Origin of the sequence: Streptomyces sp. NBC_01428 (genome assembly GCF_036231965.1) — a bacterium.
GTDB lineage: Bacteria > Actinomycetota > Actinomycetes > Streptomycetales > Streptomycetaceae > Streptomyces.
The window spans coordinates 458,707-475,556 of sequence record NZ_CP109499.1 but is presented as its reverse complement, the minus strand read 5'-3'; the positions used below and the strand labels follow the sequence as shown (position 1 = coordinate 475,556).

The window sequence follows — 16,850 nt, the reverse complement described above, 5'->3', positions numbered from 1 at the left end:
CGAGGCGCGCCCCTCGGTGAGATACAACGCCCCGCCGTCACGTAAGGTCAATGGCGTTGGCGTAAGCATCCACCCGGAGGTTACCGTGGCGAAACCCGTGGTGCCCGAGGAGAAACGGCGCCGCCGCCGCCCCACCCGCAGCGGCACCGTGCTCTCCGAACAACTGATCGTCGAGACCGCACTGCGCATGCTGCGCGAGCACGGGAGCGCCGGCTTCACCGCGCGCCGCCTCGGCCTGGCGCTCGACTGCGACCCGAGCACGCTCTACCGCTACTTCCGCGGTATGGACGACCTGACCCTCGCCATCGCCGACGCGCTCATAGGCCAGGCACTGCGGGGCTGGGAGCCGACGGGGGAGTGGCGGGCCGACCTGCGGGCCATGGGGCTGCGCATCCACGCCGCCTACGTCGCCCACCCGCAGGCCGCCCAGCTGACCACCAGCCGTGTCAGCGGCCGGGCCAACGAGCTGGCGGCCGACGAGATGGTCCTGGAACTGCTGCGCACGGCAGGCTTTCCGCTGCCCGACACCGTGCGGATCTACCACGCCTTCATCGACCAGACGCTCGCCTTCGCCGCCCTCGACGCGGCCTCGCTCGCCCTGCCCAGTGCCGCGCTGCGCGCCGACGAGGCCATGTGGCGGTCCACGTACGCCCGGCTGCCCGCCACGACGCATCCCCGTATCGCCGAGGCGGCTCCGCTCCTCGCCACCCGCATGGTCACCAGCGCCTACCCGACAGCCCTGGACATGCTGCTGGACAGCGCCGCCGCGCAACTGACGCGGTCGCCGTCCCCGGACAGGGCCTGATTCCCGACCGGCGTGCGGAGGCGTCCGGACCGACCGGCAGCCCGGTTCGGGGCCGGCGTCCCCGGCTCAGCCGCGCGTGCGTGCGAGCGGTGCGACCAGCGTCTCCGACTGGTGGGAGCGGCGCAGCGCGTCGGTCACGAAACCGTCCGCCTTCAGTTCCTCGACCACGTCGTGCAGGAACCGTACGGTCTCCGGCGCGTGCTGACGCGACGTTCCCACCGCCTGCCGGATCTCCATGAACCGCTCCTCGATCAGCCGGACTTCGCCCGCGTTCGCCGCCACGAACCCGGCCAGAGGCTGACGGATCCCGGCGGCGACCTCCAGGCCCTGCGTGCGGAAGACGTCCACGCCTTCGTCACCGCGGACGACCGTTGCCCGCTGGAGGGTCCGGGTCAGGAAGAGGTCGTACGCGGAGCCGTGCTTCACCCCGATCCGGACGCCGGGCCGGTCGACCTCGGCGACCGAAGTGAGGGGGGAGCCGACGGGCACCGCGTACACGCCCTCGATCACCACGTAGGGGGCGGTGAACGCGACCTCCGCCTCGCGCGCCGGTTCCACGGCGAGAAAACAGATGTCCGCCGCGCCCGACGCCATCGCCTCGAACGACGTGCGCGCCGCGTCGAAGCACAGCAGCTCCACCGGCACTCCCAGACGCCGGCCGATCTCCCGCGCGATGTCCACCGTGACCCCGCGGGGCTCGGCGGGCGTGCCCTGCGCGAGGACGGGATTGCCCAGGTTGATGGAGGCCCTCAGTGCACCGGCCGGGGCCAGATCCTCAACGACGGAAGCGGTCGTGATCTCCATGGGGCGGAGTCTAGGTCAGACCCGACATCGATAGACGACCGGTCGTACACTTCCCTCATGGGACGTACCAGCGACGCGAGAGAGAAGATCCTCGGCGCCGCGCAGTCACTCATCGAGCTGCGTGGCTATTCGGCGCTGGGGGTGGCCGAGATCTGCAAGGCGGCCGGCGTGCCGAAGGGGAGCTTCTACTACTTCTTCGAGTCCAAGGAGGCTCTCGCTCTCGCTGTGATCGACGAGCAGTGGGCCGGACAGAAGACAGCCTGGGCGAGGGCCCTCGGCAGCGATGAGGAACCGCTGATCCGGCTCCGTCGGCTGTTCGAGGACACGGAAGCCGCCCAGCTCGCCGGTCAGCAGAACTGCGGCACCGTGTCGGGCTGCATGTTCGGGAACCTCACGCTGGAGATGAGCAACCAGACCGAGTCCGTACGGGCACGGCTGCAGGCGATCTTCGAGGAGCAGGTCGGCATGGTCGAGTCGGTCGTCTCCGAGGCGCTCGCCCGCCACGACATCGCGGTGACCGACAGCCGGGAGGCCGCGCGGGCGGTCGTCGCCCAGCTGGAGGGCCAGGTCCTGTTCGCCAAGCTGTACAACAACACCCGGCAGCTCGGCCCCCTGTGGGCGAACTGCCTGGCCTTGCTCGGCGCGTCGATGCCGCAGGAGTCCGCTGCGGGGATCTGACGGCCGGCGCCCCCCCGGCCGCCGATCGGCTCAGGGCCGGTGTCCCCGGAGGACCGTGCGGCGCCTCGGGCACGGCTCAGCCGGCCCGCCCTTCCGGGCCCGGGACAGGCTGGGCGGTTCCGGCTCGCCCGCCGCCCGTGCCGTGCTCCGCCGCGACGATCCGGTGCGGGAACCCGCTCCGCAGGACGGCCGCTGACACGGCAGCCGCGAGCACCACACCGGACGCCAGCAGCAGCGCCTGTCGGTAGCCGTGCTGGAGCAGAGGCGCGACGAGAAGAGGACCGGCGATCTGCCCGACCGAGTAACCGGCGGTCAGCAGGGCGACGGACCGAGGGAACCGCAGATGGGCGCCCGTGGCGAGCGCGAGGGTGCTGATGCCGATGAACGTCGCGCCGAACAGGACCGCCGAGATCAGGGCGGCCGTCACACCGCCGAACAGAGCGGGCAGGGCGATGCCCACCGCCTGGATCACGAGCGCGGCACACAGCAGACCGGGCCGGGACCAACGACGCCCCAGCCAGGCCCACAGTGCGGAGGACGGCAGAGCGGCCAGACCGACCACCACCCAGGCGCCGCTGCCGATCCAACCGGGTGAGCCCTGTTCGATCGCGGCGACCAGAAACGTGCCGGCGACGATGTAGCCGACACCTTCCAGGGTGTACGAGGTGAACAGGGCGGCGAACCAGCGCCCTGTGCGTGCCCTCCGTGAACGGCCGCCGGCAGGGTCGGGCACCGCCGTCGCGGCCGATCGCTCAGGTGCGCCTTCGGGGCGGAGGTTCCACGCCACGACGGAGAGGAACGCGGCGAGTACGGCCGAGGCCCACCAGGCGGCCCGCCAGTCGGCGAAGGACCGCACGGCGAGGACCAGCAGGCCGGACAGGGCGATGCCGGCGCCGACACCGCCGAACGCCCAGCCGGTCAGGTGGGCCGGATGCTCGCGCAGGTGGCTCAGGAGCGAGCTGACCGCGATGACGAAGACCAGCGCGCTGGCCACCCCTGCCAGCAGCCGCAACGCCATCCACAGGACGGTGCTGTGGGTCGCGGGCATGGCCGCCAGGCTGCCGACCAGGACGACCAGGCTCGCGCGCAGGAGGGCGGGGGAGCGGACCAGGGAGGGCGCCAGGATGCCGGCGAGTGCCCCGACGAGGTAGCCGACGTAGTTGGCGGTGGCCAGATGCGCGCCCGCGCCCGGGGACAGTCGCGCCTGGGTGTGCATCAGGGGGACGATCGGGGTGAACACGAACCGGCCGACGCCCATGCCCGCCGCGAGTGCGGCGGCGGCCTGGAGGACGTGGACCCATGCCGAGTGTCGCGAGGCGAGCTCCGTGGCGGTGGACGTGACGGGACGGCACGACGACATGAAGGTCCTCGGAGCTGCACGAGGGACCTCCGGCAGGGGACGGCTCACGCCGTCGTGTCCGCGCTCCCCGGGTCGTTCGGGTGGGATTCCAGCGGTGTGACCTCGAAGGTCATCCACGGGCTCAGCGGAAGGGTGCCCAGCACCTTCTCCCTGAGGTCGTCCTCGTCGTCTCCGCGCCAGATGCCGATGCTGCGCAGCTCGCCGACCGGGCGCCACAGGCGTGCCAGGTGGCCGGTGGCGGCCAGTTCGCGTGCGTGGACGGCTTCGGCGGCCCGCCGCCGGTCCACCTCTTCCTGCGGGGTCCCCTCCGGGACGGTCGTGGTGATCTCGACAAGGAACTCACGCATGGTCGTACTCCGTTCGGTGAGGCGGTCCGGTCGGTGACGCCTTCGACGCACAGGTGTGAGCGAGCGGCCTCCCTCCGAGGGAAAGCACCGCGTTCACCCGCTCTCGGGCACCCATGTGTCCATCCTCCGCCCGCTCCCGCGGGAGCGCCACGACCGGCCGGCTCCCTGCTGGTAGGCGCACCCTCCCACCGACGTAGCATGACCCGTGTGGAACTGCGCCAGCTGCGGTACTTCGTCGCCGTCGCCGAGGAACTGAACTTCGGCCGGGCCGCCGAGCGTCTCCTGATCGCCGGGCCGTCCCTGTCCCAGCAGATCAAGGCCCTCGAACGCGACCTGGGCGTGCGCCTGTTCGACCGGGACCGCCGCTCGGTCTCTCTCACCCCCGCCGGATCGGCTCTGCTGCCCCACACCCGCGCCCTCCTGGACGGCGCCGACGAACTCCAGCTCCGCGCTCGCCGGCTGTCCGGCTCGGAACCCGTCCGCCTCGGCTACGTCAACTGGCTTCCGGCGGACCTGACCGCGCGTACCGCAGCCGTGGCGCAGGTCCACATCGACGCCTGGGTGGCGCCCTCGCACGCCCAGGCCGGACGGGTCGCCGACGGAAGCCTGGACCTGGCGATCTGCTGGGTACCCACGGGCACCCTGGACGAGCTCGGCCTGCGGGCCCGCCTGATCGGCGCGGACCGGCTCTACGCGGTCGCCCCAGGAGATGTCACGGGAGAGGTGCGTGCCTCGGACAGCGCCGTACTCCTGGACGACGACACCACCTCGTGGTCGTCCTGGAACGCCTATGCCGAGGCGCTGGCCAAGGGCACCGGAGCGCGCGCCGTCCGTATCTCCGACGGCGGGATCACCGGTCCCGCCTTCTTCGATCACGTCCGGCGCATCGGTGGGCCCGTGATCAACTCGCCCAAGGGGCAGACCACACCGCTGCCGTCCGACCTGGTCCGACGTGCCGTCGTAGGGCCCGAGATCCACTGGACCTGGTCCCTGGTCCGGCGCCGGAACGAGGTCCGTTCGTCGGTCCTCTCCACGATGGACGCACTGTGCGACGGCGTCGGTGACCTCGGTGTCCACGCGGCGGATGCCTGGTTGCCCGACTGCGATCCGTACCGGCAGTAGCCCCCGCACGCCCCCCTTGAACAGGAGCCGGCCTCGGTCGGCTGGGGCGGAACCGCCTGACCTGGGCTGAAAGTCTGCGCCTATCACCTGGGAGGAACCCGGTCCCGGGGAGAGCGCCGCCGACCGTGGACGGAAGCGCGGGGATCGCTTACCTTCGCATTAGTCGACCGGTCGGCTAGTAAATCGGCCAACCGGAATCAGTCGACAACCGTCCCGCATCGAGCGGACGGGCCGCTCTATCGCACGGAGAACGTCACCATGACCACTCAGGACCAGAAGGTCGCGATCATCACCGGCGCCTCTCAGGGCATCGGCGCCGACCTCCTCGCCGCCTACCGCAAGCAGGGCTACGCCGTCGTCGGCACGTCCCGCAGCATCGCCCCCACCGACGACATCGACGTCCTGACGGTGCAGGGCGACATCGCCGACCCCGCGACGGCGGAACGCGTCGTCGCCGCCGCCATCGAGCGTTTCGGCCGCATCGACGCGCTCGTCAACAACGCGGGCGTCTTCGTCGCCAAGCCGTTCACGGACTACACCGCGGACGACTTCGCGGCCGTGACGGGCATCAACCTCACCGGCTTCTTCCACATCACCCAGCTCGCCATCGAGCAGATGCTCGCGCAGGGCGGCGGCCACATCGTCAACATCACCACCAGCCTCGTCGACAACGCCGACGCCCGGGTGCCGTCCGCGCTGGCCTCGCTGACCAAGGGTGGCCTGCAGTCCGCCACCAAGTCCCTCGCCATCGAGTACGCCACGCGCGGGATCCGGGTCAACGCGGTCTCGCCCGGCACCATCAAGACCCCCATGCACCCCGAGGACACGCACGAGGCTCTCGCGGGACTGCACCCGGTCCGTCGTATGGGCGAGTCCTCCGACATCGTCGACGCGGTGATGTATCTGCAGTACGCGCCGTTCGTCACGGGCGAGATCCTCCACGTGGACGGTGGGATGAGCGCCGGTCACTGACCCGGCGGGTCCACCCTTGGAGGTGTGGGGTGTCGCCGGTCGCGCACCCCGCACCGTCCACCACACCGGCAGGCCTCGCGCCCCGAACAGCAGGAGCAACCTGATGGACACCACGAAGACCAAGGACGACGAAGCGATCCTGCGTGACGTCCTGGACCGGTGGAAGGCCGGTGTCGACGCCCACGAGCCCCAGCAGGTCGCCGCCCAGTTCACCGAGGACGCCATCTTCCAGGGGCTCCACCCCTACAGCACGGGGAGACGAGGGGTCGCCGCCTACTACGACGCGCAGCCCCTCGGCATGGAGGCCGCGTACCAGGTGCTCGAGACCAGGCGGCTCTCCCAGGACCTCGTACTGGGCTACCTGGCCGTCGACTTCTCCTTCACCGACCGCCCCACCATCGGCGTCAACCTCAGCGTCCTCGTACGCCGGACGGCCGAGGACTGGCAGATCGCCCACTACCACGTGTCCCGCCTTCCGTAGGGACCGTCGGCCCCTGCCGCCCGCCACCGCACACACGGGCACACGCACCGGAACAGGACGGCACGCATGGCAGTGAACGACCATCTCGACTGCTTCGAGCCCGAACTGGTCGTCATCCCGTGCGGCAGCCGCAAGCTGGACCGGCGCGCACCGGCCGGGGACCTGTACGTGGGTTCCTACCACCGCGCGTGCCGAAGGGCGGCCGAGGCTCTGGAGCCCGGCCGGCTGCTCATCCTCTCCGCGCGGTACGGCCTGCTCGACCTCGACGACGTCGTCGAGCCGTACGACACTCCCCACGGCGCCGCCGGCTCCATCACGGCCGACGCACTCCTGGAGCAGGCGCGCGGGCGGGGTGCCCTTCTCGGGACTCCCGTCGTGGCCCTCGGGGGCGCCCGGCATGTGAGCCTCGTCCGCAGCGTCTGGCCGGGGGCCTTGAGTCCCCTGGCCGGGACGCGCGGCATGGGTGAGCAGATGGCCCGACTCGCCGCGATGCGCAAACACACAGCCGCACCTGTCCGGCGGAACGCGGACCCGTCACCTCTGTGAACGGGCAGACCGGACAGCCCTGCGTGCACGGCCCACGGGGCGGATGAGGGGACACCCCATCCCACGGCGGCACAGCAGCGTCGGCGCGACGGCCCGTGCCGGCGGCGAGAGCCACGGTGCCGCCCGCCCCGGACGAGCCGTGTGCGCAGCGGTGGTTGGAGCAGAAACAGCAGGGGTGCCCGATCGGCTCGGTTCCCTTAGTCGATCTCGGAACGGAGGACACGCGGATCTCAGGGGGACATCTGGCGACAGTCATGGCGGGCCCGCTCCGGCGATCGGAGCGGGCCCGCCGTCAACGGTCCGGGGCGGTCATCGCTCGTCGGCGGCCACGACGATCTCGGCCGTGGGGTCGAGGCCGGGCCTCCGGGCCTCCGTGGCCGGACGCGCGCCGGCGTCGACGCCTTCCGTGACCGGCGTGGTCCCGTCTCCGCGAGGTGACGTCCCGACGGCGGGATGACGTACACGGCCGGCGACCACCCTGTGGCACAGGTGCTCGGCGGCGTGAAGGGCGGACCGCCCGGCCACGACGATCCAGGCGACGACGAGCAGCCCGTAGGTCGCCACGGCGATCCACTTGAACGCGTCCGAACCTGTCTGTGCGGCAAGGGAGTTGCCGGCGGTCACGCAGGCGCCGACCGGGAAGATGAAGGACCACCAGGTGGCCGCGAAAGGCAGGCCGGTCCGGATCGTCCGTACCGTCAGCCCCGCGGCGAGCGTGAGCCACAGCATGGCGAAGCCCCACACGCCGAGCCCGCCCAGCAGCGCGAACACCACGGTCCCCTGCGCGTAGGGCGCGGGGAGCACGCTCGGCGCCGCCGCGGCGAGTGCGCCGAGGGCCGCCACGGCCTGCCCCAGGGCACCGGCGCCGATCCACACCGTGGGCACCACCGCTCCGGAGGGTGCCTCGTGATGGATCAGGCGGCCGTAGATCAGCGCTATCACCAGCAGCGCCGCGATGAGGCCGAGTCCGAGCATCGCGTAGCAGGCCAGCAGCAGGGCGAGGCGGAGCTGACCCGCCGGTGCGTGGGGGATGAGCAGGGCGCCCGTCGCGGCCGAGACCATCGGCGGCACTACAGGCATCAGCCAGCCCCCGAACGCGGCGTCCGGTGCGAAGCGATGCCGGGTGACCATCAGATACGGGACCGTGCAGGCGGTGACCAGGCCGAGCACCGTACCGAGTGACCACAGCACCCAGTCCACGCCCAGCGCCGCCTCGCTTCCGATCAGCGGGCGGCCGAGCAGCAGCGCCCCGGCGCCCACCGTGAGCAGCGCCACCGGGGGCGCCCCCAGGAACTGCGCCATCACCGGATCACCGGCGTGAAGCCGCAGGGCTCGCTGCCGCAGGTATCCGGCGGCCAGGAGGACCAGGAGGAGCGCGGCGCCCAGCCAGACGACCATGGCGCCGGTTCGCAGACCGGGGAAGGTCCACGGCAGCGTGACCGCGGCGTTGGCGACGATGCCGGTGCCCATGACGGCGGCGAACCAGCTGGGACCGAGAGGCGGACGCGTCGTCCTGTGTGCCGTAAGCGCCGTCGGAGGGGCGGACGGGGAGGAATTCATTCCTCGAACCCTATGGTCGGGTTGGGGCCGTACCGTCGCGCATGTCCTGATCTGAGCGCTGTACGGCTCACACTGAGGGCCGACGTCGATCTCGTCCGCGCCCGAGCGCATCGTCGGCCGATCGGGGCGCCGGTTCGCCAGTCCGGCCGATGTCGCGGGGCTGGGGCTCTCCCTGTACCGTCCCGGCGCAGCTCCCGCGTCCTACTGCGACGCCGTTCCGCGCCCGGGAGAGCCTGGATCCCGGAGGCCCGGGGCCCGGTGCCCCCGGCCCTGCGACGGACGCCTCCGGCCCTGCGTCGGACGCCGAACAGCGTTGATTTCAGGCGTGTTTCGGGGGAGTCGGAAGAAGCTCTTGCGCGCCCGACGGGCGCGGCTTAGCGTCTGTGCCACTCGAGCATCCACCCCTCCTGCTCGACAACGCACCAAATTGTTAGCGCTAACAAAATGGCTCGGGCGCCTCGCGTGGGACGACGTGAGGTGCAGCGCCGCCTTGCGGAGCCCGACGACCGCTCCCTGCCCCACCAGGGGCTCCGCCCGGATGCGCACTCCCGTTCTCGGCAGGATCCGCCGTGCCCGGGGCGACCCATGAACCCGTGCGGCACGACCCTGTCGCCGTAGTGGCATCACCAGCACGGCTGCCCCCAGACGCCGGATGGGCCCCACCCACCTGACGGCGTACCACCTTGCTGCCGGACCGTCTCCACGGCCGGACATCACGCGCGCCCTCCGGGGCGCGCCGTAGGCACGAGCGCGGAACAGCCCCCGAAGCCGGAAGGGTCGGCGCACCTCACTCCGCGGTCGACCACGACCGTCAAGCGTTGCCCGTGCGGGGCAGGCCCCTGCCGGCAACCGTTGTCCGCGGGCGGCAGGCCCTGCCCCGAGCTGCGTGGTCACGGCCCTCTGCCCGCACGGACGTTGGTCCGCCGCGGGCCGTCCGGCACGGGGATTCCCGGAAACCCACCATGGAATCGAGGACACAGATGAGAGGACTTCGGTCCGTTCTCCGACGTCGCGCCGCCACCCTGACGGCGACCCTCGCCGCCGTACTCGTCGCAGGGGCCCTCTCGGGAACGTCGGTCTCCCAGGCCGCGACATCCCAGCCCTGCGACCTCTACGCCGCAGGGGGCACCCCGTGCGTGGCGGCACACAGCACCACCCGCGCCCTGTACGGCGCCTACAACGGGGCGCTCTACCAGGTGCGCCGTGCTTCGGACAACGCCACGCGTGACATCGGGGTTCTCGGCGCGGGCGGCTACGCCAACGCCGCCGCACAGGACTCGTTCTGCGCCGGAACGAGCTGCGTCATCACCGTCGTCTACGACCAGACCGGCCGGAACAACCGCCTCACCCAGGCACCCCCGGGCGGGTTCAACGGACCGGAGGCCGGCGGTTACGACAAGCTCGCCAACGCCACGATGGCGCCGGTCTCCCTCAACGGCAACCGCGCCTATGGTGTCTTCGTCTCGCCCGGAACCGGCTACCGCAACAACGCGACGAACGGGATCGCCACAGGCGACCGGCCCGAGGGCATGTACGCGCTCTTCGACGGCACGCACTACAACGACGGCTGCTGCTTCGACTACGGCAACGCCGAGACCAACAGCCGCGACAACGGCAACGGCACCATGGAGGCCGTCTACTTCGGCAACAGCCGAGGGTGGGGCTCCGGCGCGGGCAACGGCCCCTGGGTCATGGCCGACCTGGAGAACGGCCTGTTCTCCGGGATCAATCCGGGCAACAACGCGAACGACCCGACCGTGAACCACCGCTTCCTCACCGCGATCGTCAAGGGCGAGTCGAACCACTGGGCCATCCGCGGCGGAAACGCCCAGTCGGGCGGCCTGTCCACCTACTACAACGGAGTCCGGCCGAACGCCTCCGGCTACAACCCGATGAAGAAGGAGGGCGCGATCATCCTCGGCATCGGCGGCGACAACAGCAACAGCTCCGCCGGCACCTTCTACGAGGGCGTCATGACCTCCGGCTATCCCTCCGACGCCACCGAGAACGCCGTCCAGGCCAACATCGTCGCAGCCGGATACACACCGGGCTCGGGCGGCGGGACCGCCCTCAACACCGGGTCGACGATCTCGCTCCGCGCGACCACCGCCTGCTGCACCACCAGCTTCCTCAGTCACTCCGGCACCAGTGTCGCCACCGCGGTCGTCACCTCCACGAGCGCGGCGACCGACAAGGCGAACGCCTCCTGGATCGTCCGCCCCGGCCTGGCCAACAGCGCCTGCCGCTCCTTCGAGTCGAAGAACACGCCGGGCAGCTACCTGCGGCACCAGAACTTCCAGCTCTACCTCCACCCCAACGACGGCAGCGTCCTGTTCGCCAACGACGCCACCTTCTGCTCGCAGGCCGGCGTGAACGGTCAGGGCAATTCACTCGTCTCCTACAACTTCGCCGACCGCTACATCCGCCACTACGCCAACACCGGATACGTCGCCTCGAACGGCGGCTCCAACACCTTCGACGCCACGGCCCTCTGGCCCGACGACGTCAGCTGGGCGGTCGCCGCTCCCTGGACCCCCTGACGCCGAGCACGGGTGGCCGCCCTCCCGGCGGGGCGGCCACCCCATGACGCATCGCGCGGGGGGATATCCCCAACCGGAGCCGGGGGTCCGCCGGATACCCCGCCCTCTCGCGGGAACCTAGCGTTCGACCATGACCTCGACTCGGCGTAAACGCCTGGCCCTGGCGCTCGGCATCGCGGCGTTGCTCACCGCCGAGGCGGGCACCGCCGCCGCGCAGCCTCAAAGACCCACCCTCGAACGGCAGTTGCGCGAGGACACTCGGGCGATCCATGCGCTCGGCGTCAGCGGTGTCCAGGCCCGAACGATCGACCCCGACGGCCGGCAGACGGTCGCGACCAGCGGAACCGCCGACCTGGACACCGGTCGTCCGGTCCCTCCGGATGGCTACTTCCGTATGGCCAGCACGTCCAAGACACTGATCGCCACCGTCGTCCTCCAACTGGAGGCCGAGGGCAGGCTGTCCCTGGACGACACCGTGGACCACTGGCTCCCGGGAGTGGTCGACGGCAACGGCAACGACGGCCGCCGGATCACCGTCCGACAGCTCCTCCAGCACACGAGCGGCCTGCACGACGACGTGCCCGGCTACACCACGCCGCAGGAGTACTACGAGCAGCGCCACTACGTCTACAGCTCGGAGCAGTTGATCGCCCGCGCCATGGATCACGCCCCGGACTTCCCGCCGGGCGAGGGCTGGCAGTACTCCAACACGGGGTACATCCTGCTCGCCGCGATCATCCACCGAGCCACGGGCCACCCCGCCCACCAGGAGATCGAACACCGCATCCTGCGCCCGCTCGCCCTCGGCCGGACCCGATGGGGCGGCACCGCGTCCACCCTCCCTCGACCGCACGCGAACGCCTACCAGTTGTTCGGCCCCGGAGCACGCGCGGACGTCACGGACCAGATCCCCGTGGACCACGAGAACCTCTCGTTCGTCACGACCACGGGGGACGAGAACCGCTTCCTCCGTGCGTTGCTGGGAGGCCGTCTCCTGCCGCGTCGACAGCTGGCCGAGATGAAGCGCACCGTGCCGGTGAACGCGGAGGTCCAACAGCTGTGGCCCGGCGGCCGATACGGACTCGGGCTGGTCGAACGCCCGCTGAGCTGTGGCGGGACCTACTGGAGTCATGAGGGCGGGGACGGCGGCTACATCACGCTCAACGGCGTCACCCCGAGCGGAACTCGAAGTGTCGTGGTCTCCATGTCCGAGGCGCGCGGCGACAGCCCGGACCACATCCTGGAACAGGAGCGGGCCGCCAGCGACCTGGTGGATCACGCCCTGTGCGCCGGGAACGTCAACGCCCGCTGATAGAGCGGCCGGTGAAGGGACGTGGTGGTGTCGGTCAGACCGGCCGGCGTGCCGGGACCACCGGCAGGAGGTCCCGGTCCGGCGTCATCCGCGGGACGCGTTCCAGTACCCCGCCCGCGAAGACGTCGTACAGCGGCAGCGTTTCCAGATGCACGTAGCCGATGTGGCAGTCGCACGAGGTCAGGGGACAGGGGCGCGGAGCGAGTGCGGTCCGGTAGGAACCGTCGTACAGGTTGCCCAGTTCGCCGCGAACGAAGTGGCAGCGGCGGACCGTTCCGTCGCCGTCCACCGAGATGACGGACTCTCCGGTGCGGCAGGGCAGGCCGGCCGAGCGGTGCGGATGGCGGCTGAAGGGGAAGAGCGGGTCGAGCGCGGTCCACTCGGCGGCCCGCTCGTCGGAGTAGGTGTGTCCTTCCGCGGCGTTCACCCACAGGTACACGTGCTCCGGGAGCTGCTCGCGCAGCCGTCGCGCCGGTTCCAGATGCTCGGGCAGGCCGACGACGCCGACGCTGAAGCGCACGCCCAGGGCGGTGAGCCGGCGTGCCTTGGCGAGGAAGCGTTCGTGCGGCGTCTGCCCGGGGTGGTACGTGCACCACAGCGCCACCGTGTCCCGGTCCGCCTCCTGGAGCCAGTCGGTGCGGCAGCTCAGGTTCGTCTGGATCGCGACCCGCTGGATGTGGGGTTGGTGGGACAGCTCCACGAGAGCACGGCGGTACCAGGAACGGACCAGGCCCTCGCCCCACGGGGTGAAGAGCACCGACAGCCGGTCCTCCCGCTGCTCGCCCGCCCACGTGGTGAACCGCTGCAACGCCGCCCGGTCGGAGCGCAGTTGGTCCGTGGTGTCCCGGCGCTTGGCGAACGGGCAGTACGGGCAGTCGTAGTCGCAGGAGGCGAGCGGCCCGCGGTACAGAATCGTCAGGTCCACTGCGGTCTCACTTCAGTTCGTAGGCGGCCATGGCGTCCCGCACGGCCGGGGAGAAGAACTCGGGCCCGATCGCGTCCGAGTGGGCGAGTCCTTCGGGGGACAGACACAGCCGACCGTCGCCGGGCGGCATGAGCCATCCCCGTGCGGCGAGGGTGTCCAGTTCGGAACGGAAGTCGTCCCGGGGATCGGAGCCGAAGCGGTGACGGTAGTCCGTCACGGGCAGGCCCTCGGCCTGGAGCAGAGACTGCAGCAGGTGCCTGCGCCGGGCCTCGTCCTCGTTCACATGGCGGCCGTGCAGGACGCGGGAGAAGTCCTCGGTCGCGGTGTAGTCGTCGATGATGCCGCGGATCTCCCGCATCGTCACGGCGTAGTCGAAGGAGTAGTGCAGCGTCGAGGTGTACGAGCGGGCGCCGCAGCCCAGGCCGATCATGCCGTCGGTCTGGCAGGCGTAGTCGTCCGGTCCCTGAGGTGGCGCGTCCGCGCGGCGGAACATGCGCATCGACACCTGTTCGTAGCCGTGGGCCAGCAGATGGTCGCGCCCCTCGCGGTACCGGCGCAGGCGCTGCTCGTCCCACTCGCGGTCGGCACGGTGCGGATCGGTGTGCCGGCCGAGGCCGGTGAGAGGACGGATGTACAGCGGGTAGAGGTAGATCTCCTCCGGCCGCCAGGACAGGGCCGCGTCCAGGGAGACACGCCAACTGGCCGCCGTCTGGCCGTCGATGCCGTAGATCAGGTCGATGTTGAGGACCGGTACCGCCGCCTCGCGGATCCGCGCGAGTGCCGCTTCCACCTCGGAGCGGCGTTGCGGCCGTACTGCGGCGCGTGACTCCTCCTCGACGAAGCTCTGCACTCCCAGGCTGAGGCGCGTGGTGCCCCGCGCCACCAGCACGGCCAGCCGGTCGGCGGTGGCCGTGGAGGGAGAGGCTTCGACGGACAGGGGGATCGAACGGAGGTCGGCACCCATCTCCCGCTCGGCGATGTCGCACAGCCGCTCCAGCTCGCCGGCGTCGAGGAACGTGGGTGTCCCACCGCCGAACGCGGCGTTGGCGAATCGCGGGGGCTCGTCGTCGCCCAGTGCCTCGCGCATCGCCACGGCCTGGCGTCGCACCGCGTCCAGGTAGCGCCCGCTCAGATCGTCGGGCGCACCGATCCGGGTGAACAGGTTGCAGAACCCGCAGCGGACCTCGCAGAACGGTATGTGCACGTACAGCGAGAGCGAACTCCGGGACTCGCCCGCCCACAGGTCCTTCAGCGCGGGGCGCGGAGTGAGGGGACGATAGGCGGTCTTGTGCGGATAGGCGTAGGTGTAGCTCTGGTACGGGCGCGGTGTCCCGGCCGGGGCGGCCACGGGAGTGAGGGTCATACGGTCGGCTCCAGGAAGAAGTGGCTGTAGGGCACGGTCCACACGCAGTCGTGGCCGAGGCGGTGGCCGGTGTAGCCGTCGTCCCCGTAGGCGGTGCCGTGATCGGAGCAGACGATGGCGAAGCACCGGCGCCTGGAACTCATGGCGGCGAGCAGCCGGCCCACATGCCGGTCGATGTACTCCAGAGCCGCCGCGTGAGTGGCCCGGCTGTCGCCGGTCTCCGGGGTCGCGCCGGGCAGATGGAACCAGTTCGGCTGATGCAGGGCCGACGCGTTCAGGAACAGGAACAGCCTCTGCCGGGGAGGAAGTTCGGCCACGGTCTTCTCGGCCCGGGCGACCTGGGCCTCGAACGAGGTCGGAGAGGCCACCGAGAACTCCGGCTCCCAGTGGCTCTCCTCGAAGAGGCCGGGCAGTACGCCGCCGAGCGCGCCCTGTTTGTTGAAGAAGCCGACCCCGCCGATGCACACCGTGCGGTAGCCCCGGGCGGCGAGGCCGGACACCAGATCCGGGGTGTCGAAGACGTACGTGCGGCCCGCTGTCGTCTCGCTGCCCGCGAAGCGCGCCGCGAACAACCGGGGATGCGGTCCCGGGGCGGCGGGCGTGGGGAGGAATCCCGCGAACATCGCCTGGTGCGAGGCGTAGGTGAAGTTGCCCGGCGCGTGGCGCCGCTCCCAGGTGCCCCCGGGCAGATGCGCCGCGAGGTTCGGAAGGCGGCCGGCGGCGGCGAGTTCGACGGCCACGTCGTAGCGCAGGGTGTCGAGCGTGAGCAGGAGCAGGTCGTCGCGGCCCACCACCTCGTTCATGTCCGGTGTGTCGCAGGCACCGGGTGCGGCGGGCGGCCTGTGCGCGGCGGCGGTGTCGGTGTCGGGCGGGATCATGTGCTGTCCTCGGTGGTGCGTCGAGCGGAGGGAGCGGGGCGTGCGGGGAAGCGGTCGGGTGGGACGGACTGGACGGCCGCGACCTGCGCCGCATACGTGTCCAGGCCCTCGGCGCCGCTGCCGGGCAGACCCGTCAGGCGGGGGAGCAGGTCACCGAAGGCGTTCACCTCTCCCACGGTGAACCGGCGCCAGCCGATCGCGGGAAGCAGATCGACGCCGACACACAGGGTGCCGGGGAAGCAGGCTGCGGCCCGCTCGCTGATGTCGAGAGCCTGCGCCCACCGGTCACCCGCCAGCGCGCGTACGGCCGCGAGATCACCGCGTGCCCCGCCCAGATGCAGGTTGGTGAGCGGGGAGCGACTCGTCCTGACCACGGCGTGGGTGGCCCGGCCGGCCACGACCACGACCCGCAGGTCGGCGGACCGGTCGCCGAGCGAGGCCTTCGGCAGCCAGCGCTCGATGTGCAGCCCGTCCGGTGCGAGCGTGTCCACGATGGCGGCGATCTCCGCCTCGTCCGTGTAACGGCGGATCCGCAGGGAGTTGTGGAGACCGCCGTCAGCCGTGCGCTCCACCGAAGTGGTCGCCCGGATGCGGCCGGTGGTGCTCGTCTCGACGGCCAGCACGCCCGAGGCGGACGAACCGTGAGCGAGCTTGACGAACGCCCGCCGCAGTCCCGCCTCCGCCATGAGGACCCGCACATCGCTCCAGCTCTCGACGGGCCGACGGACACCGGAGGTGGGCGACGGGGGCACCGGCACACCCGCCGCGTCGAGACGGGCGTGACACAGCCGCTTGTCGAAGAGCACGGCCAGATCCGCGGGGTCGTCCAGGCGCCGGCCGCCGCGCAACGACCGCACACCGTCCAGGAAGCCCGCGTACCAGCGCGCCGAACCCTCGACCCGGGTCGGGTCGTGGGTGCCGCGCAGCAGGCGGTCCACCTCCGCGTTCTCGCCGGGGGAGTCCAGCCGGACCCATTCGTCGTCGGCGAAGTCGTGCCCGCCGTCCCGCAGGACGTCGAGCCATTCGACGACGCGGGGCGTGCCACAGCCCGCGTCCTCGGCCGCCGCCGCGAACAGGTCGACCCGCCGGTTCTCCCCGTTGGCGACGACCGCCCACTTCAGCGGCACGCGCGGCTTGTCACTCATCGCTCGTCCTCG

16 protein-coding genes are annotated in these 16,850 nt (G+C 71.3%); 8 read left to right on the top strand and 8 right to left on the bottom strand.

What is annotated here, in order from left to right; translation table 11 throughout:
- Positions 1-85 precede the first annotated feature (85 nt).
- Entirely contained in the window at positions 86-805 is a 720-nt protein-coding gene (locus OG406_RS01930; protein WP_164375847.1) for a TetR/AcrR family transcriptional regulator, read from the top strand.
- 66 nt (positions 806-871) lie between these two features.
- On the opposite strand, the gene OG406_RS01925 is transcribed toward OG406_RS01930, so the two are convergent.
- A complete protein-coding gene (locus tag OG406_RS01925; protein ID WP_329183523.1) occupies positions 872-1,609 on the bottom strand; it encodes a transporter substrate-binding domain-containing protein in 738 nt (245 codons plus the stop codon).
- A gap of 57 nt (positions 1,610-1,666) precedes the next feature.
- On the opposite strand from OG406_RS01925, the gene OG406_RS01920 reads away from it, so the two are divergent.
- The gene (locus tag OG406_RS01920; protein ID WP_267049790.1) at positions 1,667-2,287 is read left to right on the top strand and encodes a TetR/AcrR family transcriptional regulator; all 621 of its coding nucleotides are present in this window, start codon (positions 1,667-1,669) and stop codon (positions 2,285-2,287) included.
- 76 nt (positions 2,288-2,363) lie between these two features.
- Here OG406_RS01920 and OG406_RS01915 read toward each other — a convergent pair whose 3' ends face one another.
- Both OG406_RS01915 and OG406_RS01910 read right to left on the bottom strand, forming a co-directional pair.
- The gene (locus OG406_RS01915; RefSeq protein ID WP_329190612.1) at positions 2,364-3,545 is read right to left on the bottom strand and encodes a YbfB/YjiJ family MFS transporter; all 1,182 of its coding nucleotides are present in this window, start codon (positions 3,543-3,545) and stop codon (positions 2,364-2,366) included.
- Positions 3,546-3,691: 146 nt separating this feature from the next.
- The gene (locus OG406_RS01910; RefSeq protein WP_081224324.1) at positions 3,692-3,994 is read right to left on the bottom strand and encodes a muconolactone Delta-isomerase family protein; all 303 of its coding nucleotides are present in this window, start codon (positions 3,992-3,994) and stop codon (positions 3,692-3,694) included.
- 198 nt (positions 3,995-4,192) lie between these two features.
- Between OG406_RS01910 and OG406_RS01905 the strand changes: the two genes are divergently transcribed.
- The 4 genes from OG406_RS01905 to OG406_RS01890 all read left to right on the top strand — a co-directional run bounded on the left by OG406_RS01905 (position 4,193) and on the right by OG406_RS01890 (position 7,115).
- Positions 4,193-5,116, top strand: coding sequence for a LysR family transcriptional regulator (locus tag OG406_RS01905; RefSeq protein ID WP_164375850.1), 924 nt, complete (start codon positions 4,193-4,195; stop codon positions 5,114-5,116).
- Positions 5,117-5,374: 258 nt separating this feature from the next.
- Positions 5,375-6,088 carry an SDR family NAD(P)-dependent oxidoreductase gene (locus OG406_RS01900; protein ID WP_266850137.1) on the top strand — a complete coding sequence of 238 codons (714 nt, stop codon included), beginning with the start codon at positions 5,375-5,377 and terminating at the stop codon, positions 6,086-6,088.
- Between the two features lie 103 nt (positions 6,089-6,191).
- Entirely contained in the window at positions 6,192-6,569 is a 378-nt protein-coding gene (locus OG406_RS01895) for a YybH family protein (RefSeq protein WP_164375852.1), read from the top strand.
- 66 nt (positions 6,570-6,635) lie between these two features.
- On the top strand, positions 6,636-7,115 hold the full coding sequence (locus tag OG406_RS01890) for a DUF6884 domain-containing protein (protein WP_267049791.1): 480 nt from the start codon (positions 6,636-6,638) through the stop codon (positions 7,113-7,115).
- A 309-nt stretch (positions 7,116-7,424) separates the two neighbouring features.
- Here the strand turns inward: OG406_RS01890 and OG406_RS01885 are convergent, their stop codons facing one another.
- A complete protein-coding gene (locus tag OG406_RS01885; protein WP_443067041.1) occupies positions 7,425-8,585 on the bottom strand; it encodes a TDT family transporter in 1,161 nt (386 codons plus the stop codon).
- A 1,070-nt stretch (positions 8,586-9,655) separates the two neighbouring features.
- Here OG406_RS01885 and OG406_RS01880 point away from each other — a divergent pair.
- The gene (locus OG406_RS01880) at positions 9,656-11,215 is read left to right on the top strand and encodes an alpha-L-arabinofuranosidase B (protein ID WP_329183513.1); all 1,560 of its coding nucleotides are present in this window, start codon (positions 9,656-9,658) and stop codon (positions 11,213-11,215) included.
- A gap of 130 nt (positions 11,216-11,345) precedes the next feature.
- A complete protein-coding gene (locus OG406_RS01875; RefSeq protein WP_329183511.1) occupies positions 11,346-12,527 on the top strand; it encodes a serine hydrolase domain-containing protein in 1,182 nt (393 codons plus the stop codon).
- 34 nt (positions 12,528-12,561) lie between these two features.
- Here the strand turns inward: OG406_RS01875 and OG406_RS01870 are convergent, their stop codons facing one another.
- From OG406_RS01870 to OG406_RS01855, 4 genes are all read right to left on the bottom strand, one after another.
- Positions 12,562-13,452: an STM4011 family radical SAM protein gene (locus OG406_RS01870; protein ID WP_329183509.1), complete on the bottom strand. Its 891-nt coding sequence runs from the start codon at positions 13,450-13,452 to the stop codon at positions 12,562-12,564.
- Positions 13,453-13,459: 7 nt separating this feature from the next.
- Positions 13,460-14,815 carry an STM4012 family radical SAM protein gene (locus OG406_RS01865; RefSeq protein ID WP_329183507.1) on the bottom strand — a complete coding sequence of 452 codons (1,356 nt, stop codon included), beginning with the start codon at positions 14,813-14,815 and terminating at the stop codon, positions 13,460-13,462.
- Positions 14,812-15,618: an STM4013/SEN3800 family hydrolase gene (locus tag OG406_RS01860; RefSeq protein ID WP_329190610.1), complete on the bottom strand. Its 807-nt coding sequence runs from the start codon at positions 15,616-15,618 to the stop codon at positions 14,812-14,814. Before OG406_RS01860 ends, OG406_RS01865 begins: the two co-directional genes overlap by 4 nt.
- Before the next feature lie 71 nt (positions 15,619-15,689).
- Positions 15,690-16,838 (bottom strand): STM4014 family protein, encoded by a 1,149-nt coding sequence (locus tag OG406_RS01855; RefSeq protein WP_329183505.1) that lies wholly within the window; start codon positions 16,836-16,838, stop codon positions 15,690-15,692.
- Positions 16,839-16,850 lie beyond the last annotated feature (12 nt).